The following is a 24,224-nucleotide window of genomic DNA, read 5'->3' as shown; positions in this document are numbered from 1 at the left end:
AAGGCCCGGGTCAGGTCGCCAGCGCCGTGATGGCGAGGATGTAGCCCTTCACGCCCAGCCCCACGATGATGCCCTTGGCCGCCGGCGAGATGTACGAGTGGTGGCGGAATTCCTCGCGCGCGTGCACGTTCGAGATGTGCAGCTCGATCAGCGGCACGCTCGCGCCCTTGATGGCGTCGTGCAGCGCGATCGAGGTGTGGGTGTAGGCGCCGGGGTTCATCACCACGCCGATCATGTTGCCCGCCGCCACCTCGCGGCCGGCTTCCTGGATCCAGTCGATCAGCACGCCCTCGTGGTTTGACTGGCGGCATTCGATCTCGACGCCGAACTTGGCGCCCGTTTCCTTGCACAGGCGTTCGACGTCGGCCAGCGTGTCGCGTCCGTACTGTTCGGGCTCGCGCGTGCCGAGCAGGTTGAGGTTGGGGCCGTTGAGGACGAGGATCTTCTTCATGATGGTTGTCTGGCGGAATCTGGCGAACGGAGGCCGATTATGTTCTCGCGGCCGTCCTGCGCCGCCGCGCGGCGGACGAGCCGACGTAGTAGTTGTACGAATCGATGTCGACCACGCAGCGCGCCATCAGGTCGACGAAGGAGCGCAGCTTCTGCCCCATGTAGCGCTGCCGCTGGTAGGCGCAATAGATGCGCCGGGGCTCCGGCTGCCACTGCGGCAGCACCGGCGCCAGCACGCCCTGCTCCAGCTCGGGCCGCACGAAGAAGGCCGGCAGAAGCGCGATGCCCAGGCCGTCGATGCAGAAGGTCTTCATCACCCAGTGGTCGTTGGTCTGGAAAGCCGGCTCGGGGCTGAAGGCGAAGCTGGCCGTGCCCGACACCAGCAGCACCTGCGAGCGCTCCGAAGGCTCCTTCATCACGATGGACTGGTGCGCCGCCAGTTCCCCGGGCGACGAGGGCGTGCCGTGCCGCGCCAGGTACTGCGGGCTCGCGTACAGCCCGTAGTTCAGCCGCCCCAGCAGCCGCGCCACGAGGTTCGGCGCATCGGGCGGCTCGGAGCACACATAGCAGTCGACGTCGCCGATTTGCGGCGCGTGGAAGCCGTTCGCCACGTCGAGCTGGCAGCGCACGTCCGGATGCGCCTCCAGGAACAGCTTGACCACGTGGCAGACGAAGGAAGTGCTGAACTGCGTGTCCGACAGCAGCGAGAGGCTACCCGACACGCCTGTAGTCAACGCATGGACTTCGGTGCTGGCCTCCTCGAGCCGGCCTTTCACCTCGTCGAGCAGCCCTTCGCCGCGCACCAGGAAGGCGCGGCCGGCCTCGGTGAGCGAGATGCGGCGCGGACTGCGCAGGAGCAGTTGCGCGCCCAGCAGTTCCTCCAGCCGCGTGAGCTGCCGGCTCAGCGTGGCCTTGGAAACGCCGGAGAGGCTTTCGGCCTTGGTCAGGCTGCCGCTCCTGGCGATCAGCACGAAAGCCTCGACCAGGGCGAGATCGATGCGGCTCATGCAGCCCAGCGTTGCAGGAATGAAAAGCAGCGTCTCTTCATGTGACTTTCATCGGTGCGGTGGAAACGTTACGGTATCACCGGTGCGCAGCCGTCCTTTCCGCGCTTTTCCCACGACACATGAATACCCCAGAAAACACCGCCGCCACCTGGCACCCCGTCGCGCGCTCGGCAGACCTCCGCCCGGGCGCCAACATCGTCGCCGGCTTCGCCGAAGGCCAGGAACTCGCGCTCTGGCGCGCCGCCGACGGCACCGCCCAGGCCTGGGAGAACCGCTGCCCGCACCGCAGCGTGCGATTCACGCTCGGGCAGGTCATCGACAACCGCCTGGCCTGCGCTTACCACGGCTGGCAGTACGAGGCCGGCAGCGGGCAGTGCGCCAGCATTCCGGCGCATCCGGCCATGCAGGCACCGCGCAATGTCTGTGCGAAGACCTTCGGCACGGCGGAGGCGGCGGGGATGCTGTGGGTGCATCTGTCGCCAGAGGCGCCGCCGGTTCCCGACGAACTGCGCAATGCCGTCCCCGCCGGCTGGCATTTCTGCCGCACGCTGACCGTTCGCGCATCCGCCGGCACGGTGCGGAAAGAGCTGGCACGCCACGGCATGGCCTCTCCTGCCTGGCGCGGCCGACTCGGCGGCACGGAAACCGTCGCCCTCATCCTCGACGCCCAAACCCGCCTCGCCTTCATCCACCTGTGGACCGAAGCCGCCCCCGGCTCGGCCGCCATGAAGGCCCTGCACGCGGCAGCCCGCCAACTGCGCACCGACATCGAAGCCCTGCCCCACCAAGGCTGAAGAAAGAGAAACCCATGCCCTTCGTCACCGACGACCCCAACATGATCCACGACTGGCTGGTCGTCGGCCCGGCGCCGGCTCCATCGGCCTCGCGCGACACACGCCTGCTCGGCGAAACCGTGCGGCTTTCCACCGATGCCGACGGCACGCCCCGCTGCAGCCTCGGCGACACCCCGCTCGCCGTGCAATCCAGCTACGGCTATCTCTGGGTCTGCCCCAGCAGCCGCCCCGCCCGTCCGCTCTTCGACTTTCCCGAATACGGCGAGCCCGGCCGCCGCCGCGTCGACTGCGGCGGCATCGGCGTCGCGGTGTCGGGCCTGCGCGTGATCGAGAACTTCCTCGACATGGCGCACTTTCCCTTCGTGCATGCCGACTACCTCGGCAAGGTGCCGCACACAGAGGTGGCGCAGTACCAGGTGCAGGTCGAGCCCGCCACCGGCGAGATCTGGGCCACCGACTGCCGCTTCTGGCAGCCGCGCGCTTCCGCCGCGCACGATTCGTCGGGCAGCGAGGTGCTCTACAAGTACCGCGTGATGCAGCCCTTCTCGGCCATGCTCTACAAGTCCAGCTTCCGCGCGGGCGAGCTCGACGCGATCGGCATCTTCCTGCAGCCCGTCGACGAGGAACACGTGATCGCCCACACCCTGCTGGCCTGCTACGACGACCATTCCACCGACGCCGAGCTCATCGCCTTCCAGCACACCATCTTCGGGCAGGACAAACCCATTTTGGAGAACCACGCCTTCAAGCGCATGCCGCTGGAAGGCCGCGCCGAGACGCCCACGCGCGGCGACATTTCCTCCGTCACCTACCGGCGATGGCTGCGCGAGCGCGGCATGCGCTTCGGCGTGAGGGCTGCCGCATGACAGCGATGCTGAAGCTCTACGACTACCCGCTTTCGGGCAACTGCTTCAAGGTGCGGCAGATGCTGGCCTGGCTGGGCGTTGCGTACCAGTCGGCGCCGGTCGATTTCTTTCCCGGCCGCGAGCACAAGTCGGCCGCCTTCCTCGCCAAAGTGAACCCGCTCGGCCAGCTCCCGGTGCTCGACGACGACGGCTTCGTGCTGCGCGACGCGCAGGCCATCCTGGTCTACCTCGCGAGCCGCCACGACCCGCAGGGCCGCTGGTATCCGGCCGACGCGAGACTGCGCGGCGAAGTCGCGCAGTGGCTCGCCACCGCCGACGAGATCACCCGCACCGCCTCGGCCGCGCGGCTGCACGACGCGCTGGGCTATCACCACCTCGACATCGACGCCTGCCGCGCGGGCGCGCGCGCCGTGTTCCGCGTGCTCGACGACCACCTTGCCGAACGGGCCGCCGAAGGCCTGCGCTGGCTCGCGTCGGCGCCGGAGGCCACCATTGCCGACCTGGCCTGCTTTCCGTACGTCGCGCTGGCGGGCGAAGGCGGCATTTCGCTCGATGAGTTTCCCGCGCTGCGAAACTGGGTCTGGGATTTCCGCCACATGCCGGGGTTCATCGGCATGTCGGGTATCTTCCCTGCTGGCCCTGCCTGAGAATCCTCACCCATTCCCCGCTTCTGAAGACCGAACCCCATGAAAACCAAAGCCGCCGTCGCCTGGAAATCCGGAGCCCCGCTCACCATCGAAACCGTGGACCTGGAGGGCCCGAAGTTCGGCGAAGTGCTCGTCGAGATCAAGGCCACCGGCATCTGCCACACCGACTACTACACGCTCTCGGGCGCCGACCCCGAAGGCATCTTCCCCGCCATCCTGGGCCATGAAGGCGCGGGCATCGTGGTGGACGTCGGCCCCGGCGTCACCACGCTGAAGAAGGGCGACCACGTCATTCCGCTGTACACGCCCGAATGCCGCCAGTGCAAGTTCTGCCTGAGCCGCAAGACCAACCTGTGCCAGCTCATCCGCGGCACGCAGGGCAAGGGCCAGATGCCCGACGGCACCAGCCGCTTCAGCCTCGACGGCAAGCCCATCGCCCACTACATGGGCACGTCGACCTTCAGCAACTACACCGTCGCGCCCGAGATCTCGCTGGCGAAGATCCGCGAGGATGCGCCCTTCGACAAGGTCTGCTACATCGGCTGCGGCGTGACCACCGGCATCGGCGCGGTGATCTTCACGGCCAAGGTGGAAGCCGGCGCCAACGTGGTGGTGTTCGGCCTCGGCGGCATCGGGCTGAACGTGATCCAGGGCGCGAAGATGGTGGGCGCCGACAAGATCATCGGCATCGACCTGAACCCCGAGCGCGAGGCCATGGCCCGCAAGTTCGGCATGACGCATTTCCTGAACCCGAAGGACCACGAGAACATCGTCGATGCCATCGTGCAGCTGACCGACGGCGGCGCCGACTACAGCTTCGAGTGCATCGGCAACACCAAGGTGATGCGCCAGGCGCTGGAATGCACGCACAAGGGCTGGGGCCGCAGCATCATCATCGGCGTGGCCGAAGCGGGTGCGGAGATCAGCACGCGGCCGTTCCAGCTGGTCACGGGCCGCAAGTGGGAAGGCTCGGCCTTCGGCGGCGCACGCGGGCGCACGGACGTGCCGAAGATCGTGGACTGGTACATGGAAGGCAAGATCGACATCGACAGCCTGATCACGCACACGATGCCGCTGGAAGACATCAACAAGGGTTTCGACCTGATGAAGCGCGGTGAGTCCATCCGCGGCGTGGTCATCTACTGACGCCAGGAGATGCCCGCCATGAACCGCATGGAGCCCTTGCGCAAGATCGAGGCGGGCGTCCTCGAAGTCGCCTATTACGAGGCCGGCCCCGCCGACGGCCCGCCGGTGCTGCTGATGCACGGCTTTCCGTACGACATCCACACGTATGCCGAAGTCGCGCCCATGCTGGCCGACCAGGGCTGCCGCGTGATCGTGCCGTACCTGCGCGGCTACGGCGGCACGCGCTTCCTGAGCGAGGCCACGCCGCGCTCGGGCGAGCAGGCTGCGCTGGGGGCCGACCTGCTCGCGCTGCTCGACGCGCTCAAGATCGAGCGCGCCGTGCTGGCCGGCTACGACTGGGGCGGCCGCGCGGCTTGCGTGGTCGCGGCGCTGTGGCCGCAGCGCTGCGCGGGGCTGGTGTCCCTCAACAGCTACAACATCCAGAACATCGCGAAGGCGATGGAGCCCGACACGCCCGACAACGAGCACAGCCTCTGGTACCAGTACTACTTCCACAGCGAGCGCGGGCGCGCCGGCCTCCAGAAGGACCGCAAGGCGTTCACGAAGCTGCTGTGGAAGCTCTGGTCGCCCACCTGGAAGTTCGACGACGCCACTTTCGAGCGCAGCGCCGCCGCCTTCGACCATCCCGACTTCGTGGACGTGGTGATCCAGTCGTACCGCCACCGCTTCGGCCTGGTGGCTGGCGACCCGGCCTATGCCGACATCGAGCGCCGCCTCGCGGCCCAGCCCACGATCAACGTGCCCGCCATCACCTTCGACGGCATCGACGATGGCGTGCGTCCGCCCGCCGATGCCTCTGCCCATGCGCACCGCTTCGGCGGCCCGCGCTCGCACCGGCTCGTGCCCGGCGCCGGCCACAACCTGCCGCAGGAAGCGCCGCGTACCTTCGCCGACGCCGTGCTCGAACTCGTGCCCGCGCTGCGCGGCAACAAGAATCCGCAATGACCGACAACACCCCCAAGCCCCTTTCCGAGCACCGCGCCTTCGGCGGCCTGCAGCGCTTCGTCGAACACCGCTCGCTCGAGATCGGCCTGCCGATGCGCTTCTCGGTCTACCTGCCGCCGCAGGTCGCGCACGAACGCGTGCCGGCCCTGCTCTACCTCGCGGGGCTGACCTGCAACGAGGAAACCTTCGCCATCAAGGCCGGCGCGCAGCGCATGGCGGCCAGCCTTGGCATCGCGCTGATCGCGCCAGACACCAGCCCGCGCGGCCCGGAGGCGGAAGCCATTCCGGGCGCCAGGGACAACTGGGACTTCGGCATCGGTGCCGGCTTCTATCTCGACGCGCTGGCCGAGCCCTGGGCCACGCACTGGCGCATGGAAAGCTGGATCGTGCACGAGCTGCTGCCGCTGGTGGCCAGGCACTTTCCCATCGACGGCGAGCGCATCGGCATCTTCGGCCACTCGATGGGCGGGCACGGCGCGCTCACGCTGGCGCTGCGGCATCCGGGGCGCTTCAGGTCGCTGTCGGCCTTCGCGCCGATCTGCGCGCCCACGCAATGCCCATGGGGCGAGAAGGCCTTCGCGGGCTACCTGGGCGAGCCCGGCGCCGACCGCGCGCAATGGCTGGCGCACGACGCCAGCGCACTCATGAAGTCGCAGGTGACGGCGCCCTATCCGCAGGGCATCCTCATCGACCAGGGCCTGGACGACAAATTCCTGGCCGAGCAGCTGCATCCCGAGGTCTTCGAGGCCGCCTGCTTTGCCGCCGGCCAGCCGCTCACGCTGCGCCGACACGCGGGCTACGACCACGGCTACTACTTCATCCAGAGCTTCATGGCGGACCACATCGCGCATCACGCGCAGACCCTGCGGGCCTAGCGTACTGCCTCATCGACTGCGGCGGCCCCGCGCCGTATCATGAAACGCATCATGTCCGCCGCCCAGATTCCGGTTTTCCACCTGCGGTCACGCGAAGGCGGGGCCGAGGAGAACATGGTGCTGGCGGGCATCTGGCGGCGCGCCTGGATTTCCGCCAACCGCGACGTTGCGCAGGTCGAACCCATCGCCCACTGGCTGCATCGCGTGCACACCGAGTTCGGCCCGCCCGCCGGGGTGGTACTGGCCGAGCGCGAAGGCCAGGTGCTGGCCTTCATGGTGCTGCTGGCTCAGCGCGAGTACGTGGCCCAGCTTTTCGTCGAGCCTCATCTGCGCAACCAGGGCCTGGGCAAGGCATTGCTCGACGAGGCCTGCGTGCGCATTCCCTCCGGCTGGCGGCTGCACGTGGCGGCCAGCAACACGTCGGCGCAGCGCTTCTACGAACGCTACGGGCTGGAGCGCGGCGCGACCGACCGCCACCCCACGAGCGGACGCGAACGCATCGCCTACCATTGGTCGCCCTCGCGCCCGCCGTGGCGCATCGGCTGACCTGCCGCCCGCCCTTCCGCTCATCCTTCGCTGCCCCATGCGCATCGACCACATCGCACTCTGGACCACCGATCTCGAACGCTGCAAGCGCTTCTACGTCGACTACTTCGGCGCCATCGCCGGTTCGGGTTACGTCAACCCTGCCAAGGGCTTCGCCTCCTGCTTCCTGAGCCTGGGCGACGGCGCGCGCATCGAGGCCATGACAACCAGCACGCTCTCGCCCGTGCCGGCCGAGGCTGGCGCGCAGCGCATGGGCTGGACGCACCTCGCGATCAGCGTGGGCTCCGACGCGGCGGTGGACGAACTCACTCGGCGCCTGAAGGCCGACGGCTATCCGCTGCTCGACGGCCCGCGCCGCACCGGCGACGGCTACTACGAGAGCGTGGTGCTCGACCCGGACGGCAACCGCATCGAGATCACCGCCTGACCGCGGCGGCCCTGCCCGGAAATCCTTATGCACTACCTGCTGATCTACGAAACCGCTCCCGACTACCTCGAACGCCGCGGCGAATTCCGCGACGCGCACCTGGCGCTCGCCTGGCAGTCCGTGGAGCGCGGGGAGCTGCTGCTCGGCGGCGCCACCGGCAACCCGCCCGACGGCGCGCTGCTGCTGTTCGAAGCCGACTCGCCCGATGTGCCCGCTGCCTTCGCGAAGACCGATCCGTACGTGCTCAATGGCATCGTCACCGGCTGGCGGGTGAAGGCCTGGAATACCGTGGTCGGCGCGCAGGCGTCGACGCCCGTGCGGCCCGTGGCGAGCCCTGCCCGATGAGCGTCTTCGTCCAAAGCCTGCACGAGATCTTCGAGCGCCTGGGCCGCATCGAAACGAAGCGCATGTTCGGCGGCCATGGCGTATGGCACGAGGGCCGCATGATCGCGCTGGTGGCCAACGAGACGCTCTACCTGAAGTCCGACGCCGAAAGCGCCCCGCACTTCGACAGGCTGAACCTGCAGCCCTTCACCTACATGCGCCAGGGCAAGGCGATGCCGATGTCGTACCGTCTCGCGCCGGCGGATCTCTTCGAGGACCGCGAGGAAGCCGCCCGCTGGGGCCGGCTCGCCTACGAGGCCGCGCTGCGCTCGGGCCAGCCGCCGAAGCCGAAAAAACCGAAGAAAGCGCCGACCGCAAGGAAGGCCGCAGCCAAAAAGACAGCGGCAAAGAAAACCGCTGCAAAGAAAGCACCCGTGAAAAAGAAAAAGCCGACGACGAAAGCAGCAGCCCGGTGAACGAGCGCCGCAACACCTCCGCGCTCCCGCCCCTGCCCGAGCGCGAACAGATCGCGCTGCTCGACCCCTTCGAAAGCCTGGTCGCCGCGAACATCGTGGTCGTCTCCACGCCGCAGGAGGCCGAGCGCGCCGCCGCCACGCTGCTGGCGGCAGGCATCGCGGGCTTCGACACCGAATCCAAGCCCACTTTCGCGAAGAACGAGGTGTCGGGCGGCCCGCACGTGGTGCAGTTCGCCACGCGCGACACGGCCTGGCTGTTCCAGCTGCACCGCACCGAGTGCAACCCGGTGGTGGCCGCGCTGATCGCTTCCACCGAGCTGCGCAAGGTGGGCTTCGGCCTTTCGGGCGACCTGACGCTGATCCGCAACCGCCTGAACATCGAACCGAAGGCAGTGTTCGACATCGACGACGAATTCCGCCGCCGGGGCTACCGCAGGTCGGTGGGCGTGAAGGCGGCGGTGGCGCTGGTGTTCGACCGCCGCTTCGTCAAGTCGCGCAAGGCGACCACCTCGAACTGGGCCAACCGGCAGCTCACCGAGGCGCAGATCAGATACGCCGCGAACGACGCCTGGGCGTCGATCCGCGTGTACGACGCGCTCTTCGGCGGCAGCGGTTGAACTTCCGGGCTCAGTCGCGCCCGGCCTCGATGATGGCCTGCGCGAGGCGCTGCGGGTTCGAGAAGAACATCTCGTGGCTGCCCGGACACTCCACCAGCCTGAAAAGGCCCAGCCGCTCCGACAGGCGCGGATGCCACGGCATGCCGTGCGGCATCGCGGTGTCCTGCTGGCAGTTCAGGTACGACTTGCCCAGCGCCAGCGCGGCCAGCGGCTGGCTCAGCCGGATCTTGTCCGTGAAAGTGCGATACGGATGGGGGTTGAGCTTTTCGTAGGCGGCCTGCGCGGTCGCGAAGTCGGCGTCGTTGATGAAGGCCTCGCGCCAGATCTCGAAGGGCAGCGTCACGGCGTTGCCGCTGGCCGCGGCGACGGCGTCGAACATCGTCACGTAGTGCGGCGGCACCATGTCGTTGAGCGATTCGCCGTCCAGCGGCACGAAGGCATTGATGTAGACCAGCCGCTTCAGCCTGTGGGCGATGCGGTCGGCCACGCCCGAGATCACCATGCCGCCGTAGCTGTGGCCCACGAGGCGGACCTGCGTGAGGTTCTTTTCCTCGATGTAGCGCACGGCGGAAGCAATGGCGTCCTCGAGGCCGATGGCGGAGCGGTCGTCGCCGGGGTTGTTGCCGGCCAGCGTGGGGCAGTACACGGTATGGCCGGCCGCGCGCACGCCGTCGGCCACGGCTTCGATCTCGGCGCCGGTGTGCCAGGCGCCGTGGACCAGGACATAGGTATCGGACATGGGATGTCTCTTTCGATGTTTCGGTGGAGAGGGACTTTAGGAACAGGGCGATGCCGCGAATGGCCGATGCCTGCCACGCGGATGGCCGGTTCGCGCCAGTTCAGCGCCGGCGCCGCAGTTCGCCGGGTGTGGCGCCCAGGTGCGCACGGCATTGGCGAACAAAGTGTGAAGCATCGGCCAGGCCCACGCGATACCCGATTTGGGCGATGCCCAAGCGGTCGAAACGTGCATCAGTGAGCATGCGGCGAGCCGCCGCCATGCGGAAACCCGCGAGTGCGGCGGCGAAGGTTGTGGCGCCCCCTTCGCTGCCGCCGCTGCCTTCGCCGCCGGCCAGGCAGCGGTGCAGGCTGCGCTCCGAAATGCCCAGTCCGCGCGCCACGCTGGCGGCCGTCAGGCCCGGCTCCGCGTGCCGCTCGCGCGTGGCGTCGAGCACGCGGCGGCGCAGCGCCGCCCTGCCCTTGCCGGGGACATCCGCGAATCCGCCGCCGGTGGCGAGCGCCAGCAGGCCGCCGAGCTGGTCGCTCAGCAGTTCGGCGGGCATCGGCGGCTTCACCGCGAGTTCCGGCGAGAGCTGCCGCACGAAGCCGCACAACACGCCGCCCCAGCCCGCATGCCCGTCGATGCGCCGCGCCACCTGGTCGCCGGCGTCGGGAATCCATGCGTCGACCCAGGTGGTCGGCAGTTCGAGCGAGATGGTGTCGGCCGACTGCAGCAGGTGGAATTCATAGAGCCGGCGCGAATCGACCAGCACCGCGTCGCCCGGCAGCAGCCGTGCCGAGCGGCCGTCCTGCGCCGCCACCCAGGCCGAGTCGGCCTTGCACAGCAGGTAGAAGTAGTTGTTGCGGCTGTGGGCGATGGCCCGGCGGGTGCGGTAGACGTCCTGCGCGCTGCCGCGCACCTGGTTGACCACGATGGGCCCGAGCGGCGCAGATTCGAGCGTGGCGCCGAAGCTGCCGGCCATGGGACTGGTCACGTCCATCTCCAGGAAACCCTCGCAGACCGCGCCCACCCAGTAGTCCAGCCGCTGCGCGGGCGGCACGGCGTCGGTGGACCAGCGGTGGATGGCGGCATTGCTCATGCGCGCCGAACATAGCCAAGGCGGACCCGCTTGCCAATCGGGTATAGACCGCCTCCGACGCCTGCGAGCGCGCCACATCGGCAAAATGGCCCTCGAACCAAACCGGTGCGCCGGGCGCCTGCCTGCCCCGGATGCACACACTCGAAGGAAGGGCAAGACAGGTCATGAGCAACAAGCAAAGCGATTTCGGACTGATCGGCCTGGCCGTGATGGGCCAGAACCTGGTGCTGAACGTGGAAAGCCGCGGCTTCCAGGTCAGCGTCTACAACCGCACCGAGGCCACCACCGAAGCCTTCATCGCCGCCAATCCCGGCAAGAAGCTGGTCGGCGCGAAGACGCTGGAGGAGTTCGTGCAGAGCCTGGCCAGGCCGCGCAAGATCCAGATCATGGTGAAGGCCGGCGCGCCGGTCGACCAGGTGATCGAGCAGCTCATTCCCCTGCTCGACAAGGACGACATCGTCATCGACGGCGGCAACAGCCTCTACACCGACACCGAGCGCCGCGACGCGTACCTCTCCAGCAAGGGCCTGCGCTTCATCGGCGCCGGCGTCTCGGGCGGCGAGGAAGGCGCGCGCAAGGGGCCGTCGATCATGCCGGGCGGCCCGCTTTCCACCTGGGAGGTGATGAAGCCCATCTTCGAGAGCATCGCGGCCAAGGTGGACGGCGAGCCCTGCGTCATCCACATCGGCCCCGGCGGCGCGGGCCACTACGTGAAGATGGTGCACAACGGCATCGAGTACGGCGACATGCAACTCATCTGCGAGGCCTACAGCCTGTTCAAGGCAGCCGGCTTCACTACCGACGAGATGGCCGCCATCTTCAATGAATGGAACGACGGCGAGCTGCAGAGCTACCTGATCCAGATCACCGCCAAGGCGCTGGAGCAGAAAGACCCGGAGACCGGCAAGCCGATCGTCGACGTGATCCTCGACAAGGCCGGCCAGAAGGGCACGGGCCAGTGGACGCTGATCAACGCCGCCGAGAACGCGGTGGTCATCAGCACCATCAACGCCGCCGTGGAAGCGCGCGTGCTCTCGTCGCAGAAGAAGGCGCGCGTGGCCGCCAGCAAGCAGCTGCAGGGGCCGAAGATCGAACTGCCGGTGGAGAAGAAGGCGCTGGTGGCCAAGGTGCACGACGCGCTCTACGCCTCGAAGGTCATCAGCTACACGCAGGGCTTCGACCTCATCAAGACCATGGGCGACAGGAAGAACTGGGGCCTCGACCTTGGCGGCATCGCCTCGATCTGGCGCGGCGGCTGCATCATCCGCGCCCGCTTCCTCAACCGCATCACCGACGCCTTCCGCACCGACCCGGCCCTGGCCAACCTGATGCTCGACCCGTTCTTCAAGGATCTGCTCAACCGCACCCAGCAGAACTGGCGCGAAGTGGTGGCGCTCGCCGTGAGCAACGGCATCCCCGTACCGGCCTTCAGCGCCTCGCTGGCCTACTACGACAGCTATCGCACCGAGCGCCTGCCGGCAAACCTGCTGCAGGCGCAGCGGGACTTCTTCGGCGCGCACACGTATGAGCGCGTGGACAAGCCTGAAGGGCAGTTCTTCCATACGGATTGGCCCGAAGTGATCGGCTGAATACCGTGTGATGCCATGCCGGCCCTCGACTACCCCAGCCACCTGGTCGAGGACTGGCAGCTGGCCGACGGCACCCCGGTGCGCATCCGCCCCATCCGCGCCGAGGACCTGGCCATGCACACCGCCTTCGTCGGCGGGCTATCGAGGGAAACCGGCTACCGCCGCCTGCTCTCGCCCCGGACGCCGCAGCCCGACGAGCTGTGGCGCATGACGCACATCGACTACGACCGGGAACTCGCGCTGATCGCGACCACCGTGGTCGACGGCGCAGAACAGCAGATGGGCGTGGTGCGCTACGTGCGGGGCGACATGCCGGAGACAGCGCAGGCCGCAGAGTTCGCCATCGTCATCGCCGACGCCTGGCAGCACCACGGCCTTGCCCACAAGCTCATGCGCAAGCTGATCGACGCGGCCAGGGCGGCCGGCGTCAGGCAGCTGGCCGACATCACGCTCTACGACAACGTCGGCATGCTGGCGCTGGCGCGCAAGCTGGGCTTCAAGGTGCAGCGCGACCCGGGGAATCCGAACGTGACGTGGCTGCGACTCGCGCTGGATTCGGCCGACTGAGCTTCGGCCATCCGGCGGCCGAACCACTGCGCCACTTCTTCACCCAGCGCGCACGGCCCCGGCCTGCCGCCGTCCGTACGCCGCCCTTTTGGTAAAGCGCCACAGCTCGTCCACGCTCGCCTGCAAACCTAAATCTACTTCCTTATGATGCAAAACCTTTTTCCGCCGGAAGCAGAGAGCCCTCGCCATGGTCCAGCTCGCGTTGCGTCGTCCGTACACCTTCATCGTCATGGCGATGCTGATCGTTCTGGCCACGCCCTTTGTCCTGGCGCGCATGGCGACCGACATCTTCCCGGAAATCAACATCCCGGTGGTCAGCGTCATCTGGAACTACACCGGCCTGCCGGCGCAGGAGATGGGCCAGCGCATCTCGGGCCAGGTGGAGCGCGGGCTGACCACCACGGTGAGCGACATCGAGCACATCGAATCGCAGTCGCTGGCGGGCGTGTCGATCATCAAGGTGTTCTTCCAGCCCACCGCCAACATCGAGATGGCGATCTCGCAGGTGGTGGCCTCGATGCAGGCGCAGGTGCGGCAGCTGCCGCCGGGCATCACGCCGCCGCTGGTCATCAAGTACTCGGCCTCCAGCGTGCCGGTGATCCAGCTGGCGCTTTCCAGCCCCACCCGTTCTGAAAACTCCCTCTTCGACGCCACCGTCAACCAGCTGCGGCCACAGCTCATCACCGTGCCGGGCGCGGCCATCCCCTTTCCCTACGGCGGCAAGAACCGGCTGATCTCGGTCGACCTCGACACCCAGGCGCTGCAGGCGCGCGGCCTCTCGCCGGCCGACGTGGTGAACGCGGTGAACACGCAGAACCTGATCCTGCCCTCGGGCACGGCCAAGTTCGGCGCCACCGAATACAACGTGAGGATGAACGGCTCGCCCGATGCCATCGCGGGCCTGAACGACCTGCCGATCCGCACGGTGAACGGCGCCACCACCTACCTGCGCGACGTGGCCTACGTGCGCGACGGCTTCTCGCCGCAGACCAACGTGGTGCGCCAGGACGGCGTGCGCGGCGTGCTGCTGTCGGTGCTGAAGAACGGCGGCGCCTCCACGCTGGACATCGTCTCCAACATCCGCGCCATGCTGCCCATCGCCGCCCAGACGATGCCGGAAGACATCAAGATCACGCCGCTGTTCGACCAGTCGGTGTTCGTCAAGGCCGCCGTGAAGGGCGTGGTGTTCGAGGCCATCCTGGCCGCTGCCCTCACCGCCGCGATGGTGCTGCTCTTCCTGGGCAACTGGCGCAGCACGCTGATCATCGGGCTGACGATCCCGCTGTCGATCCTGGCGTCCATCCTGGTGCTCTATTCGCTGGGCGAGACGCTCAACCTCATGACGCTGGGCGGCCTCGCGCTCTCGGTGGGCATTCTGGTCGACCAGGCGATCGTGACCATCGAGAACATCGAGCGGCACCTGCACATGGGCACGCCGCTGAAAGAGGCCATCGAGGTCGGCGCGGGCGAGATCGGATCGGCGGCGTTCGTTTCCACGCTGTGCATCTGCATCGTGTTCGTGCCGATGTTCTTCCTCTCGGGCGTGGCGCGCTTCCTGTTCGTGCCGCTGGCCGAAGCGGTGGTGTTCGCCATGATCGCCTCCTACCTGCTGTCGCGCACGCTGGTGCCGACGCTGGTGATGTTGCTGATGGGTGGTGCGCATTCGGCGCAACCTGCCGAGGGCGCAAAACAGAGCGCCCTGCAGCGCCTGTACCGCGCCTTCGACCGCCGCTTCGAGCGCGTGCGCCGCGCCTACACGCTGGTGCTGTCGGCGGTGCTTTCGAAGCGCGCCGGCTTCATCGGCCTCTTCCTCGGCTTCTGCCTGCTTTCGTGCCTGCTCTACCCCGCGCTGGGCCGCGACTTCTTCCCGACGGTGGATGCCGGCCAGATCCGCCTGCACCTGCGCGCGCCCACCGGCACGCGCATCGAGGAAACCGCTCGCCTCACCGACCAGGTGGAGGCCGCCATCCGCGAGCTGGTGCCGCCCGACCAGCTGGAGACCATCCTCGACAACCTCGGCGTGCCCAACAGCGGCATCAACCTGTCGTACAGCAACGCCGGCACCATCGGCACCTTCGACGGCGAGCTGCTGCTGTCGCTGAAAGAGGGCCACAAGCCGACCGAGCAGTTCGTGTCGCTGCTGCGGGCCGAACTGCCCAAGCGCTTTCCGGGCACGGAGTTCTTCTTCCAGCCGGCGGACATCGTCACGCAGATCCTGAACTTCGGCCTGCCGGCTGCCATCGACGTGCAATTCAGCGGCAACGACATGGCCGGAAATGCCGCGCGCGCGGCCGAACTCACCAAGGCGATCCGCAAGATTCCCGGCGCGGTCGACGCCCACGTGCACCAGCGCCTGGACGGCCCCGCGCTGAGCCTGCAGATGGACCGCACGCGGCTGCAGCAGTACGGCCTGACCGCCTCCAACGTGGGGCAGAACGTGCTCATCGCGCTGTCGGGCAGCTCGCAGACGGCGCCCGCCTTCTGGCTGAACCCGGCCAACGGCGTGGTCTACAGCATCGCGGTGCAGTCGCCGCAGTACGTGGTCGACTCGCTGGATTCGCTGCTCAACATCCCGGTGGGCGCGGGCGGCACGCCGGCTGCGGGCGGCGGCTCGCAGCAGTTGCTGGGCAACCTGGTCGACGCGCAGGCCGCGCGCCAGCCGGCCGTGATGTCGCGCTACAACATCGCGCCTGTGATCGACGTCTACGTGAGCGTGCAGGGCACCGACCTCGCCAGCGTGGCGTCGAAGGTTCAGAAGCTGGTCGACGAGATGCGGCCCACGCTGCCGCGCGGCAGCCGCGTCGAGATCCGCGGGCAGGTGCAGACGATGCAGTCGTCCTTCATCGGCCTGGGCGTGGGGCTGGCGATGGCCATCGTGCTGGTGTACCTGCTGATCGTCGTCACCTTCCAGTCGTGGCTGGACGCGGCCATCATCATCACCGCCCTGCCGGCCGCGCTGGCGGGCATCGCGTGGATGCTGTTCATCACCGGCACCACGTTGAGCGTGCCCGCGCTCACCGGCGCGATCATGACCATGGGCGTGGCCACGGCCAATTCCATCCTGCTGGTGTCCTTCGCGCGCGAGCGGCTGGCCGCGGGCATTCCGCCGTTGTCGGCCGCGCTGGAGGCCGGCGCCACCCGCATCCGCCCGGTGCTGATGACGGCGCTGGCGATGATCATCGGCATGATCCCGATGGCGCTGGGCCTGGGCGAAGGCGCCGAGCAGAACGCGCCGCTGGGCCGCGCGGTGATCGGTGGCCTGGTCTTTGCCACGGTGTCGACATTGTTTTTCGTGCCCGCCGTGTTCGCGGGAGTGCACAGTCGGCTTGCGCACCGCCGGGCGGCGCGCGAAGCCGCGCAGCAGCAGCATCAACCCATCGCAGGCGCCGCGCCCCAGGAGAACTGAAACCTGATGACCCCCACGCTCATTCACTTCGTGTATTCGCTGCCCCCCGAGGGGGCCGCAGCTCGCCTTGGGAGCGGCCCGGCGCCGATGATGACCCCCACGCTCATTCACTTCGTGTATTCGCTGCCCCCCGAGGGGGCCGCAGCTCGCCTTGGGAGCGGCCCGGCGCCGAGCTGGTCATGACGGAGCAACGCCATTCGGCATTGGCCATCCACCCCATCGCCGTCGAGGAAGGCGACGGCGAGCAGCTGCTGCGCCGCCGGCAGATCGTGCGGCGCACGCGCTGGCTGGTGCTGATCGTCCTGGTGCTGCTGGCGCTGGGCGCGGCGCGCACCGTGTTCGTGCGCATCGCCAACGCCCGCGCGCTGGAGGCCGGCACCGCCGAGCGCGCGAAGCAGTACGTGCAGACCGCCCTGCCCCGCATGCCCACCGCGGGCCAGACGCTCTCGCTGCCCGGCACGCTGCAGGGCTTCGTGCAGTCGCCCATCTCGGCGCGCGCCAGCGGCTATCTCAAGCGCTGGACAAGGGACATCGGCAGCCGCGTCGAAAAGGGCGAGCTGCTCGCCGAGATCGAGACGCCCGAGATCGACCAGCAGCTCTCGCAGGCCGTCGCCGCCCGCGCGCAGGCCGCCTCGGGGCTGGAACTGGCGCGCAGCACGGCCGATCGCTGGGAAGCGCTGCGCAAGAAGGATGTGGTTTCGCAGCAGGACCTGGACGAGCGCCGCAGCGCCGTGGCGCAGGCCACCTCCAACGTGGCGGCGGCTGACGCCAACGTGCAGCGCCTGAAGCAGACCGAAGGCTTCAAGCGCGTGGTGGCGCCGTTTTCGGGCGTGATCACGCGGCGCAACGTCGACGTGGGCGACCTGATCGACGCGGGTGCCGGCGGCGGCGCCGGGCGCGCGCTCTTCATGCTGGCGCAGACCGATCCGCTGCGCGTGTACGTCAACGTGCCGCAGGCCTACGCCCAGCTGGTGAAGGCCGGCCAGCCGGTGGTGGTGACGCAGGCCGAGCTGCGCGGCCAGACCTTCAAGGGCGAGGTGGCGCGCACCTCGGGCGCCATCGACACGACCACGCGGATGATGCAGGTCGAGATCTCGCTGCCCAACAAGGACGGCGCGCTGCTGCCGGGCGCCTACGTGCAGGTGTCGCTGCCGCTGGCCGCGAGCCGCACGCTCACGGTGCCGGCGAACGCGCTGCTGTTCCGCGCCGAGGGCACGCGCATCGCGGTGGTCGATGCGCAGGGCCGCATCGGCCTGCGTGCGGTGACACTGGGGCGCAACTACGGCGAGAACGTGGAAGTGATCGACGGACTCGAGGGCACCGACCGCATGGTGCTGAACCCCTCCGACTCGCTGGCCGATGGCGACATCGTGGCCGTCGCGCCCGAGGCACCACAGCAACAGCAGCAGCCGGGCGCATCCAAGGCCGCCACGCCCCCCGCTCCCGCCGCTCTGCCGAAGAAGGAACCGGCGTGAGGTTGCGACAGCTGGCCGCTTGCACCGCGCTGCTCGCGCTGGTCGCGGGCTGCGCCGTCGGCCCCGACTACAAGACACCCGACACGCCACTGCCCGTGAGCTGGAAGCTCGAGGAGCCCTGGCGCGTGAGCACGCCCAGCGACAGCGCCGACAAGGGCCCGTGGTGGAAGCGCTTCGACGACGCCACCCTCGATACGCTGCAGGCGCAGGCCTTGGCCGGCAGCCCCACGCTGGCCATCGCCAACGCACGGCTGGCGCAAGCGCGCGCCGCGCTGGCGGCCACTTCGGCCAGCCGGTATCCACAGCTGGGCCTGGGCACGCGCGCATCGCGCCTGAAGATCTCGGCGAACCGTCCACTCACCAACTACGCCACCGCCAATTCATCGACGGTGCAGAACGACTTCGCCGCCTCGCTGAACGCGAGCTACGAGCTCGACCTCGCGGGCCGCGTGCAGCGCACCGTCGAGGGTGCGGCCGCATCCGCCGAGCAATCGGCCGCCGACCTGGCCAACACCAGGCTGCTGCTGAGCGCCGAACTCGCCAGCAACTACTTCAACCTGCGCTCCACCGACATCGAGCTCGACGTGCTCTCGCGCTCCATCGGACTGCAGCGCCGCGCGCTGGAACTGGTCACGGCCCGCCACGACCTGGGCGCCGTCTCGGGGCTGGACGTGGCGCAGCAGCAGGCGCTGCTGGAAACCACGCTCACGCAGGTCGACGTGCTGAAGAAGCAACGCGCCCAGTACGAACACGCGCTGGCCACGCTCACCGGCACGCCCGCGCCTAACTTCTCGCTGCCGGTGGACCTGCGCGAGATCAAGCCGCCCGCGGTGCCGCTGGGCGTGCCTTCGGAAATCCTCCAGCGCCGGCCCGACGTGGCTTCGGCCGAGCGCGCGATGGCAGCTGCCAATGCGCAGATCGGCGTGGCCACGGCCGCCTTCTATCCGAGCTTCGTCATCTCGCCCACCGTGGGCGTGGACAGCCGCCTGATCGAGACGCTGTTCAACGGCCCCAGCCTGCTGTGGTCGGTGGGCGTGTCGGCCACGCAGGTGCTGTTCGACGGCGGGCGCGTCCGCGCGAACGTCGACTTCGCCAGGGCCGGCTACGACGTCACCGTCGGCAACTACCGCCGCACCGTGCTGGCGGCGCTGCAGGAAGTGGAGGACGGCATCACCGGCCTCTCGGCGCTCGACAGCGCCACCACGCAGGCCCAGTCGGCCGTGACCGCGGCGCGGCGCGTGCTCGACATGGCGACCAGCCGCTACGAAGGCGGCGCATCGACGTATCTCGACGTGATCACCGCGCAGCAGTCGCTGCTGACGGTGGAGCGGCAGGCCGCGCAGCTGCAGGGGCAGCGGCTGCTGACATCGGTGTTCCTGGTGAAGGCGCTGGGTGGCGACTGGTGCGGCGCGGACGTGGCCGGAGCGCCCGCGAACTGCCTTGCGCCCGCGGGCGACCGTACCGCCAAGGCCGACTGAGCGTCACCGGCCGGCGGTTCAGCCGGCGGGCATCGCCGGAGAAGCCGAACCCCAGTCCTGGCTGGCGGCAAGCTTCTCCATCGCCATCTCGACGAAGGCCGAGACCGCGTGCGGAATGTGATGGCGGCTGGCGTAGGTCACGCTCAGCCCGCGTCCGGCGCGCCTGTACCGCGGCAGCACGCGCACCAGCCGTCCGGCGGCCAGGTCGGAAGCCACCACGATCGACGGCAGCGCCGCGATGCCCAGGCCGGCGCACGCGGCCTTGCGCAGCACGTCCTCCATGTTGCTCACGAAGCGGCCGCGCACGCGCACGTCGTGCTCCACGCCTTCGGCGTCCTGCAGGAGCCAGGTCGACAGGCGGCCAGTGTCCGGCGGCGGCGTCACGCAATGGTGTTCGCCCAGTTCATCCAGGCTGGCGGGCTGCCCATGTGCAGCCACGTAGCCGGGGCTCGCGAAGAGGCCGCCGTAGCTGGCGAATATCCTGCGTGTCGCGCCGCTCGCATCCCGCAGCGGACCGCCGCGGAAAGCCACGTCGACGCGCTCCGCGATGAGGTCGGCCACCGCATCGCTGAGGACGAAGTCGAGCCGCACGTGCCGATTCGCCGACAGGAAGGCGGTCACCCACTCCATCGGGAAGAAGTCGAAGAAATTGGCCGGGGCGGCCACCCGCACCAGGCCCCTCGGCTCCTGGCCTCCGGCGAGCTGCAGCTTCCCGGCACCCATGAGCTCCTCCACCGCGGGCAGGCAGCGGTCGAAAAAGCCTGCCCAGCGCTCGTCAGCGCCAGCTTGCGGGTCGAGCGCTGCAGCAGGCGGGCGCCCAGGTGCGCCTCCAGCTGCCGCACTCGCCGGCTCAGGGTCGCGGAAGGCATGCGCAGGTGCCTCGCGGCTTCGGCAAAACTGCCCAGCCGCGCCACCTGCACGAACATGGCGACTTCGTTGAGATCCAGCACTGGGAACTGCCTGCCGCTTTCTCAGAAGTCCATCAGCTTGTCGACTTCCTGCGTCTTGCGGCGCGCGAGTGCGAGGTTGGCGCGCTGCTTGTCGAGCACCACGTAGAGGAAGAGCCCCTCCTTCACCGACGAGGGGCGGATGATGTGGTACTGCCTGCCGAGGGTGATGAGCATGTCCTCGATCACGTCGCTCAGGCCGAGCGCGCGCATGGTCTTGAGCTTGGCGCGCACCACTTCCGTGTTGCCGGCCGCGGCGATCTCCATGTCCACGCCCGAGCCCTCGCTGCCGAGGATCATGCCGCTGCCGGCGTCGACGACGGCCGCGCACATGGCGCCGTCGATGGTCAGGATGTCGTCGAGCGTCTGCTTGATGGAAGCCAAGTTTTCTCCAATGAAATCGTTGAAGTTGAAAGAAGGAATTGCTGCGTACGGGAAGAGACCCGCGCGCCACGCAGACGCGCGCGGGGGAATCGGTGGTCACGCCTCGGCGAGGGTCCTGGCGAGCTGGGCGGCGCGGTACGCCACCATCGCGGGCACGGCGCTGTCTCGCGCCAGCACGTTGATCACGAGATCGGTGTCGCGGCGATGCACGCTGTGGAACACCGCGAAGCCCGAGTCCGAGAACACCATCACGCTCTCGCGGCGGCCGAGGCGGGCCTCCTGCGAAACCACGTCGCCGATCGCCACGATGGAGCTGCCCATGGCGGCCACGCGCGCCGGTTCCGCGTCGCTGACGCAGGCGGAGGCCACGTCGAAGCCGTCCGCGGTGGCGACCACCGCCGCGGTCACACCTGTCAGCTCTTCGACCAGCTTGCGCACTTCACGCTGTGCATGCACCGTGGCCGTCCTGGACAGGCCGTGTATGGAACTCACTCTTCGTCTCCCCGCATGTCGGCTTCGAGTTGCATGAGCAGCGTGTCGATCAGCAGAAGCACGTCGCTCCGGCGGCGCACGTCCACATCGAGAATGGGAAACACCCGGCCGGTGGATGCGAGCCGCTCGGCATGGTCGTCGAGGGTGGGCACGGGATGGGAGCGCATCCGCCCCACGCCGACGACGCAGGGCAGCGTGCGCAGGTGCTCGGCGAATGCATCCAGGTACACGGACAGGTCGGCGAGCGGATCTGGCCGCGAGTTGTCCATCAGCACGATGAGGCCCAACGCGTTCCTCGCGAGGATCTTCCAGAGAAAGTCGAAGCGGGCCTGCCCCGGCGTGCCGAACAGGCGGACGATGTCGCCGTTGTCCAGCGTGAGCTGGCCGTAGTCCAGCCCGACGGTGGTACGGGCCTTGTCTATGGCCGCGTCGGAATTGCGCACGTCGGTCACGATGGGCGCGACCTCGCTCACGAGGCCGATGGCCGTCGTCTTGCCGGCACCCACGGTGCCCGTGACGAGGATCTTGTGCTCCCTCATGGCACGCGCAGGCCCAGCCGGCGGCGGATGCCATCGATGAAGCTGCGCGCCAGATCGCGGCTGCACAGCGCCTTGTCGCTCCGGGGCATGGCCGGCGGCAAGGCCTGCGCCACGTGCAGCTCCAGCACGCCGGCCTTGCGCAGTTCGAGCAGGAAGGCCACGCACTGGGAGAAAGGCAGCTGGCTGATGTCCGACAGCTCGATCGCGTTCAACGCGCGGCGCGACAGCAGGCTCGCCATGCGGATGTTGTCGAGGTCGTTGCGAAGCAGCATGGACGGCGGCCAGCGGCGCAGCATGAAGTGCTCGGCGTCGGACACCTCGACTTCCAGCGCCGTCTGCTCGTGCAGCGTGAGGCCGCCGGGCTGCGCCTCGCGCAGCGCCTGCTCGACGCTGCGCAGCCACTGCTGCAGCCTGTCGGCGCGGATAGGCCGCTCCATGGTGCCGGGCTGCCAGCCCGCGTTCATGCGCGTGAGCCTGAGCACGGCCGCGGCCATGCTGTCGACCGTCCCGGGATATTCATGCTCCGCCGAGGAGCCGTCGACCAGCAGCGCATCGTAGGGCGGCGCATCGACCAGCTGCCAGGCAAAGCCGGGCTGACCCGCCGAGAGCCTCATGATCGTGTGGATCAGGACGACCTCCGCCATGGGCAGCTTGTGGACGCCGAGCCTCAGCATGGATGTGTCCTCTGCGCCGCCGCCATGCCCGGTCAGTCCATCGAGGCCGTGTCGCGCCAGCCTTGCAGGCCCGGCGCAAAGATGCGTTCCAGCGCCCCGGCGGCGGCCTGGTGAAAGCGCTGCATGCCGATGTGGGATGCCACGAGACCGTCCGATCCACCGAGCGGTCGTCCGCTCAGGACCTCGTTCTTGCAGCGGGCCGGCACGGCGGATGCGGCAACGGCGAAGCAAGCCAGAAGGACCGTCGATTCAATCAGCGTGAAGCCTCTGGCTTGGCGCGAAAGCCGTCGGCCCGCGTGTTGTTTCGCTGTACTCGTCGACCGTGGATTCAACCCGTTCCCCTTGCTGTTACCTGAAATATCCATTTCTCTATACGGGAATGATGAAAATGAATGAGATTTTTTGTGCGCAGAGCGCAATGCAGACGTGCCGAATTGGATGTCCATCAAAAGCTGTCGTGACAATTGTTTACGAAATCCGTTGTACTCCACTAGCGCACAAAATGAGTTTCAGCCGATCGGCTTTCGATGCAATCCGCACGATTCGGCCGAATGAATTGCACCAAATAACGGCGAATTGCACTTATGTGGTGCGCGCGCAATCGGCAAATAAGAGCAACCGAAATTGCGCTCCGGAGTTCAGCGGCAGACCGAGGAGTCGAGAGGCCGCTCCAACCGGCTTTCGCTCATCGTCTCGGCCGGGAGAGGCGTCCACTCCTGCAGGCTGAGCTTTTCGACCGCCATGTCCACGAACGCCGTGACCGCCAGCGGCCGCTGCTGGCGGCTCGGGTAGACCACGCTCATGCCGCGCCCTGCACGCACGTATTGGGGCAGCACCGGCACCAGCCGGCCCGACGCCAGCTCGGCCGAGGTCAGGATCGCCGGCAGGGCGACGATGCCCAGTCCGGCGCAGGCGGCCTCGCGCAGCGCCACGTGGGTGTTGCTGCTGAAGCGGCCACGCACACGGACGTCTTCCTCGGAGCCGTCGGGCCCCTGCAGGCGCCAGGTGGCAAAGCTGCCTGTGGCTGGCGGCTGCGTCACGCACTCGTGCTCGCTCAGTTCGCGAAGGTCGCGCGGCGCGCCGTTCGCCGCGATGTAGGCGGGGCTGGCCAGGAGGCCGCCGTAGCTCGTGAAGATTCTGCGTGCCACGTAGCTCGAATCTTCGAGCGCCCCGATGTGGAACGCCACGTCGACGCGGTCGGCGATGAGGTCGGCCGGCAGGTCGCTGAGCACGAAGTCGATCTGCACCAGTGGGTGCGCAGCCAGGAAGGCCGACACCCAGCCCATGTCGAAGTATTCGAAGAAGCTGGCCGATGCCGCCACCCGGATCGCGCCGCTGGGCTCCTTGTTGACCGCCACATGCGACTGCCCGGCCTCTATCAGTTCCTCGACCGCCGGGCTGCAGCGCTCGTGGAAGGTCTGGCCCGCGCTGGTCAGCGTGAGCTTGCGGGTGGAGCGCTGCATCAGCCGGGTGCCAAGGCGCGCCTCTAGCTGCTGGATGCGCCGGCTCACCGTGGCCGAGGGCATGCGCAGGTGCCGCGCGGCTTCCGCGAAGCTGCCCAGGCGCGCCACCTGGACAAACATGGCGACTTCGTTCAGATCGAGCAAGGTAGTCCTTCCTTGAATGACGGCTGTAAAAGGCTTGGGGCCCATCAATTCCGCTATTGCTATCGATCGATATTCGAATTGCGATCGATCCGGCGTGAATAGCGGTGCGATATGCCGACTCTGCGTAAA

26 protein-coding genes and 1 pseudogene are annotated in these 24,224 nt (G+C 68.3%); 16 read left to right on the top strand and 11 right to left on the bottom strand.

Annotated elements, in window-relative coordinates; translation table 11 throughout:
* Nucleotides 1–10: 10 nt before the first annotated feature.
* Both aroQ and AC1VNX_RS12060 read right to left on the bottom strand, forming a co-directional pair.
* A complete protein-coding gene (gene aroQ, locus AC1VNX_RS12065) occupies nt 11–451 on the bottom strand; it encodes a type II 3-dehydroquinate dehydratase (protein WP_176667144.1) in 441 nt (146 codons plus the stop codon).
* 37 nt (nt 452–488) lie between these two features.
* Entirely contained in the window at nt 489–1,457 is a 969-nt protein-coding gene (locus tag AC1VNX_RS12060) for a LysR family transcriptional regulator (RefSeq protein WP_483156910.1), read from the bottom strand.
* Between the two features lie 119 nt (nt 1,458–1,576).
* Here AC1VNX_RS12060 and AC1VNX_RS12055 point away from each other — a divergent pair, with 119 nt between their 5' ends.
* Genes AC1VNX_RS12055 through AC1VNX_RS12005 form a run of 11 tightly spaced genes read left to right on the top strand, consistent with a single transcriptional unit; the run spans nt 1,577 to nt 9,120 of the window.
* Nucleotides 1,577–2,251: a Rieske (2Fe-2S) protein gene (locus AC1VNX_RS12055; RefSeq protein WP_301508052.1), complete on the top strand. Its 675-nt coding sequence runs from the start codon at nt 1,577–1,579 to the stop codon at nt 2,249–2,251.
* Nucleotides 2,252–2,265: 14 nt separating this feature from the next.
* Nucleotides 2,266–3,117, top strand: a complete 852-nt coding sequence (locus AC1VNX_RS12050) for an aromatic ring-hydroxylating dioxygenase subunit alpha (RefSeq protein ID WP_483156909.1) — start codon at nt 2,266–2,268, stop codon at nt 3,115–3,117.
* Nucleotides 3,114–3,764, top strand: coding sequence for a glutathione S-transferase family protein (locus tag AC1VNX_RS12045; protein WP_483156908.1), 651 nt, complete (start codon nt 3,114–3,116; stop codon nt 3,762–3,764). Before AC1VNX_RS12050 ends, AC1VNX_RS12045 begins: the two co-directional genes overlap by 4 nt.
* A 39-nt stretch (nt 3,765–3,803) precedes the next feature.
* Complete coding sequence (locus AC1VNX_RS12040) at nt 3,804–4,910, top strand: S-(hydroxymethyl)glutathione dehydrogenase/class III alcohol dehydrogenase (protein WP_422085732.1); 1,107 nt, start codon at nt 3,804–3,806, stop codon at nt 4,908–4,910.
* 18 nt (nt 4,911–4,928) lie between these two features.
* Nucleotides 4,929–5,855: an alpha/beta fold hydrolase gene (locus tag AC1VNX_RS12035; protein ID WP_483156907.1), complete on the top strand. Its 927-nt coding sequence runs from the start codon at nt 4,929–4,931 to the stop codon at nt 5,853–5,855.
* The gene (gene fghA, locus AC1VNX_RS12030) at nt 5,852–6,730 is read left to right on the top strand and encodes an S-formylglutathione hydrolase (RefSeq protein WP_483156906.1); all 879 of its coding nucleotides are present in this window, start codon (nt 5,852–5,854) and stop codon (nt 6,728–6,730) included. The genes AC1VNX_RS12035 and fghA overlap by 4 nt, the downstream gene beginning before the upstream one ends.
* Nucleotides 6,731–6,781: 51 nt before the next feature.
* Nucleotides 6,782–7,276: a GNAT family N-acetyltransferase gene (locus tag AC1VNX_RS12025; protein ID WP_483156905.1), complete on the top strand. Its 495-nt coding sequence runs from the start codon at nt 6,782–6,784 to the stop codon at nt 7,274–7,276.
* Between the two features lie 37 nt (nt 7,277–7,313).
* Nucleotides 7,314–7,703: a VOC family protein gene (locus AC1VNX_RS12020; protein WP_483156904.1), complete on the top strand. Its 390-nt coding sequence runs from the start codon at nt 7,314–7,316 to the stop codon at nt 7,701–7,703.
* Nucleotides 7,704–7,730: 27 nt separating this feature from the next.
* Nucleotides 7,731–8,048 (top strand): YciI-like protein, encoded by a 318-nt coding sequence (locus tag AC1VNX_RS12015; protein WP_483156903.1) that lies wholly within the window; start codon nt 7,731–7,733, stop codon nt 8,046–8,048.
* Nucleotides 8,045–8,503, top strand: coding sequence for a TfoX/Sxy family protein (locus tag AC1VNX_RS12010; protein ID WP_483156902.1), 459 nt, complete (start codon nt 8,045–8,047; stop codon nt 8,501–8,503). Before AC1VNX_RS12015 ends, AC1VNX_RS12010 begins: the two co-directional genes overlap by 4 nt.
* The gene (locus tag AC1VNX_RS12005) at nt 8,500–9,120 is read left to right on the top strand and encodes a 3'-5' exonuclease (protein WP_483156901.1); all 621 of its coding nucleotides are present in this window, start codon (nt 8,500–8,502) and stop codon (nt 9,118–9,120) included. Before AC1VNX_RS12010 ends, AC1VNX_RS12005 begins: the two co-directional genes overlap by 4 nt.
* Before the next feature lie 10 nt (nt 9,121–9,130).
* Here the strand turns inward: AC1VNX_RS12005 and AC1VNX_RS12000 are convergent, their stop codons facing one another.
* Both AC1VNX_RS12000 and AC1VNX_RS11995 read right to left on the bottom strand, forming a co-directional pair.
* Nucleotides 9,131–9,859: an alpha/beta fold hydrolase gene (locus AC1VNX_RS12000; protein ID WP_483156900.1), complete on the bottom strand. Its 729-nt coding sequence runs from the start codon at nt 9,857–9,859 to the stop codon at nt 9,131–9,133.
* Between the two features lie 100 nt (nt 9,860–9,959).
* Nucleotides 9,960–10,937 (bottom strand): AraC-like ligand-binding domain-containing protein, encoded by a 978-nt coding sequence (locus tag AC1VNX_RS11995; protein WP_483156899.1) that lies wholly within the window; start codon nt 10,935–10,937, stop codon nt 9,960–9,962.
* 164 nt (nt 10,938–11,101) lie between these two features.
* Between AC1VNX_RS11995 and gnd the strand changes: the two genes are divergently transcribed.
* The 5 genes from gnd (at nt 11,102) to AC1VNX_RS11970 (ending at nt 19,452) form a co-directional block, all read left to right on the top strand.
* The gene (gene gnd, locus AC1VNX_RS11990; protein ID WP_483156898.1) at nt 11,102–12,526 is read left to right on the top strand and encodes a decarboxylating NADP(+)-dependent phosphogluconate dehydrogenase; all 1,425 of its coding nucleotides are present in this window, start codon (nt 11,102–11,104) and stop codon (nt 12,524–12,526) included.
* A gap of 15 nt (nt 12,527–12,541) precedes the next feature.
* Entirely contained in the window at nt 12,542–13,093 is a 552-nt protein-coding gene (locus AC1VNX_RS11985) for a GNAT family N-acetyltransferase (protein ID WP_483156897.1), read from the top strand.
* A 187-nt stretch (nt 13,094–13,280) separates the two neighbouring features.
* Nucleotides 13,281–16,499, top strand: a complete 3,219-nt coding sequence (locus AC1VNX_RS11980; RefSeq protein WP_483156896.1) for an efflux RND transporter permease subunit — start codon at nt 13,281–13,283, stop codon at nt 16,497–16,499.
* A 179-nt stretch (nt 16,500–16,678) separates the two neighbouring features.
* Complete coding sequence (locus AC1VNX_RS11975) at nt 16,679–17,974, top strand: efflux RND transporter periplasmic adaptor subunit (RefSeq protein ID WP_483156895.1); 1,296 nt, start codon at nt 16,679–16,681, stop codon at nt 17,972–17,974.
* Nucleotides 17,971–19,452, top strand: coding sequence for an efflux transporter outer membrane subunit (locus AC1VNX_RS11970; protein ID WP_483156894.1), 1,482 nt, complete (start codon nt 17,971–17,973; stop codon nt 19,450–19,452). Before AC1VNX_RS11975 ends, AC1VNX_RS11970 begins: the two co-directional genes overlap by 4 nt.
* A gap of 18 nt (nt 19,453–19,470) precedes the next feature.
* Here the strand turns inward: AC1VNX_RS11970 and AC1VNX_RS11965 are convergent.
* From AC1VNX_RS11965 to AC1VNX_RS11935, 7 genes and pseudogenes are all read right to left on the bottom strand, one after another.
* Nucleotides 19,471–20,402 (bottom strand): annotated as a pseudogene (locus AC1VNX_RS11965) (LysR family transcriptional regulator).
* A 21-nt stretch (nt 20,403–20,423) separates the two neighbouring features.
* Nucleotides 20,424–20,783 (bottom strand): hypothetical protein, encoded by a 360-nt coding sequence (locus AC1VNX_RS11960; protein ID WP_483156893.1) that lies wholly within the window; start codon nt 20,781–20,783, stop codon nt 20,424–20,426.
* Nucleotides 20,784–20,879: 96 nt separating this feature from the next.
* Complete coding sequence (locus AC1VNX_RS11955; protein WP_483156892.1) at nt 20,880–21,275, bottom strand: roadblock/LC7 domain-containing protein; 396 nt, start codon at nt 21,273–21,275, stop codon at nt 20,880–20,882.
* Nucleotides 21,272–21,814, bottom strand: a complete 543-nt coding sequence (locus AC1VNX_RS11950; protein ID WP_483156891.1) for a GTP-binding protein — start codon at nt 21,812–21,814, stop codon at nt 21,272–21,274. The genes AC1VNX_RS11955 and AC1VNX_RS11950 overlap by 4 nt, the downstream gene beginning before the upstream one ends.
* The gene (locus AC1VNX_RS11945; RefSeq protein WP_483156890.1) at nt 21,811–22,488 is read right to left on the bottom strand and encodes a hypothetical protein; all 678 of its coding nucleotides are present in this window, start codon (nt 22,486–22,488) and stop codon (nt 21,811–21,813) included. Before AC1VNX_RS11945 ends, AC1VNX_RS11950 begins: the two co-directional genes overlap by 4 nt.
* A gap of 32 nt (nt 22,489–22,520) precedes the next feature.
* Entirely contained in the window at nt 22,521–22,934 is a 414-nt protein-coding gene (locus tag AC1VNX_RS11940) for a hypothetical protein (RefSeq protein ID WP_483156889.1), read from the bottom strand.
* Between the two features lie 192 nt (nt 22,935–23,126).
* Nucleotides 23,127–24,095: a LysR family transcriptional regulator gene (locus AC1VNX_RS11935; RefSeq protein WP_483156888.1), complete on the bottom strand. Its 969-nt coding sequence runs from the start codon at nt 24,093–24,095 to the stop codon at nt 23,127–23,129.
* Between the last annotated feature and the right edge of the window lie 129 nt (nt 24,096–24,224).

The organism is Variovorax sp. TLI9-5A (assembly GCF_056867935.1).
The sequence above is the reverse complement of the archived record's forward strand: the minus strand, read 5'-3'. Positions and strand labels throughout refer to the sequence as shown.

Bases quoted from the DNA above. Each gene is read 5' to 3' on its own strand.
- AC1VNX_RS12010 (WP_483156902.1), top strand. From the start codon at position 8,045: ATGAGCGTCTTCGTCCAAAGCCTGCACGAGATCTTCGAGCGCCTGGGC.
- AC1VNX_RS11975 (WP_483156895.1), top strand. From the start codon at position 16,679: ATGACGGAGCAACGCCATTCGGCATTGGCCATCCACCCCATCGCCGTC.
- AC1VNX_RS11980 (WP_483156896.1), top strand. From the start codon at position 13,281: ATGGTCCAGCTCGCGTTGCGTCGTCCGTACACCTTCATCGTCATGGCG.
- AC1VNX_RS12055 (WP_301508052.1), top strand. From the start codon at position 1,577: ATGAATACCCCAGAAAACACCGCCGCCACCTGGCACCCCGTCGCGCGC.
- AC1VNX_RS12040 (WP_422085732.1), top strand. From the start codon at position 3,804: ATGAAAACCAAAGCCGCCGTCGCCTGGAAATCCGGAGCCCCGCTCACC.
- AC1VNX_RS11940 (WP_483156889.1), bottom strand. From the start codon at position 22,934: ATGGACATCCAATTCGGCACGTCTGCATTGCGCTCTGCGCACAAAAAA.
- AC1VNX_RS11945 (WP_483156890.1), bottom strand. From the start codon at position 22,488: ATGCTGAGGCTCGGCGTCCACAAGCTGCCCATGGCGGAGGTCGTCCTG.
- AC1VNX_RS12050 (WP_483156909.1), top strand. From the start codon at position 2,266: ATGCCCTTCGTCACCGACGACCCCAACATGATCCACGACTGGCTGGTC.
- AC1VNX_RS12015 (WP_483156903.1), top strand. From the start codon at position 7,731: ATGCACTACCTGCTGATCTACGAAACCGCTCCCGACTACCTCGAACGC.
- AC1VNX_RS12000 (WP_483156900.1), bottom strand. From the start codon at position 9,859: ATGTCCGATACCTATGTCCTGGTCCACGGCGCCTGGCACACCGGCGCC.
- AC1VNX_RS11995 (WP_483156899.1), bottom strand. From the start codon at position 10,937: ATGAGCAATGCCGCCATCCACCGCTGGTCCACCGACGCCGTGCCGCCC.
- AC1VNX_RS12035 (WP_483156907.1), top strand. From the start codon at position 4,929: ATGAACCGCATGGAGCCCTTGCGCAAGATCGAGGCGGGCGTCCTCGAA.
- AC1VNX_RS12060 (WP_483156910.1), bottom strand. From the start codon at position 1,457: ATGAGCCGCATCGATCTCGCCCTGGTCGAGGCTTTCGTGCTGATCGCC.
- AC1VNX_RS11950 (WP_483156891.1), bottom strand. From the start codon at position 21,814: ATGAGGGAGCACAAGATCCTCGTCACGGGCACCGTGGGTGCCGGCAAG.
- AC1VNX_RS12020 (WP_483156904.1), top strand. From the start codon at position 7,314: ATGCGCATCGACCACATCGCACTCTGGACCACCGATCTCGAACGCTGC.
- AC1VNX_RS12025 (WP_483156905.1), top strand. From the start codon at position 6,782: ATGTCCGCCGCCCAGATTCCGGTTTTCCACCTGCGGTCACGCGAAGGC.
- aroQ (WP_176667144.1), bottom strand. From the start codon at position 451: ATGAAGAAGATCCTCGTCCTCAACGGCCCCAACCTCAACCTGCTCGGC.
- AC1VNX_RS12045 (WP_483156908.1), top strand. From the start codon at position 3,114: ATGACAGCGATGCTGAAGCTCTACGACTACCCGCTTTCGGGCAACTGC.
- AC1VNX_RS11985 (WP_483156897.1), top strand. From the start codon at position 12,542: ATGCCGGCCCTCGACTACCCCAGCCACCTGGTCGAGGACTGGCAGCTG.
- gnd (WP_483156898.1), top strand. From the start codon at position 11,102: ATGAGCAACAAGCAAAGCGATTTCGGACTGATCGGCCTGGCCGTGATG.
- fghA (WP_483156906.1), top strand. From the start codon at position 5,852: ATGACCGACAACACCCCCAAGCCCCTTTCCGAGCACCGCGCCTTCGGC.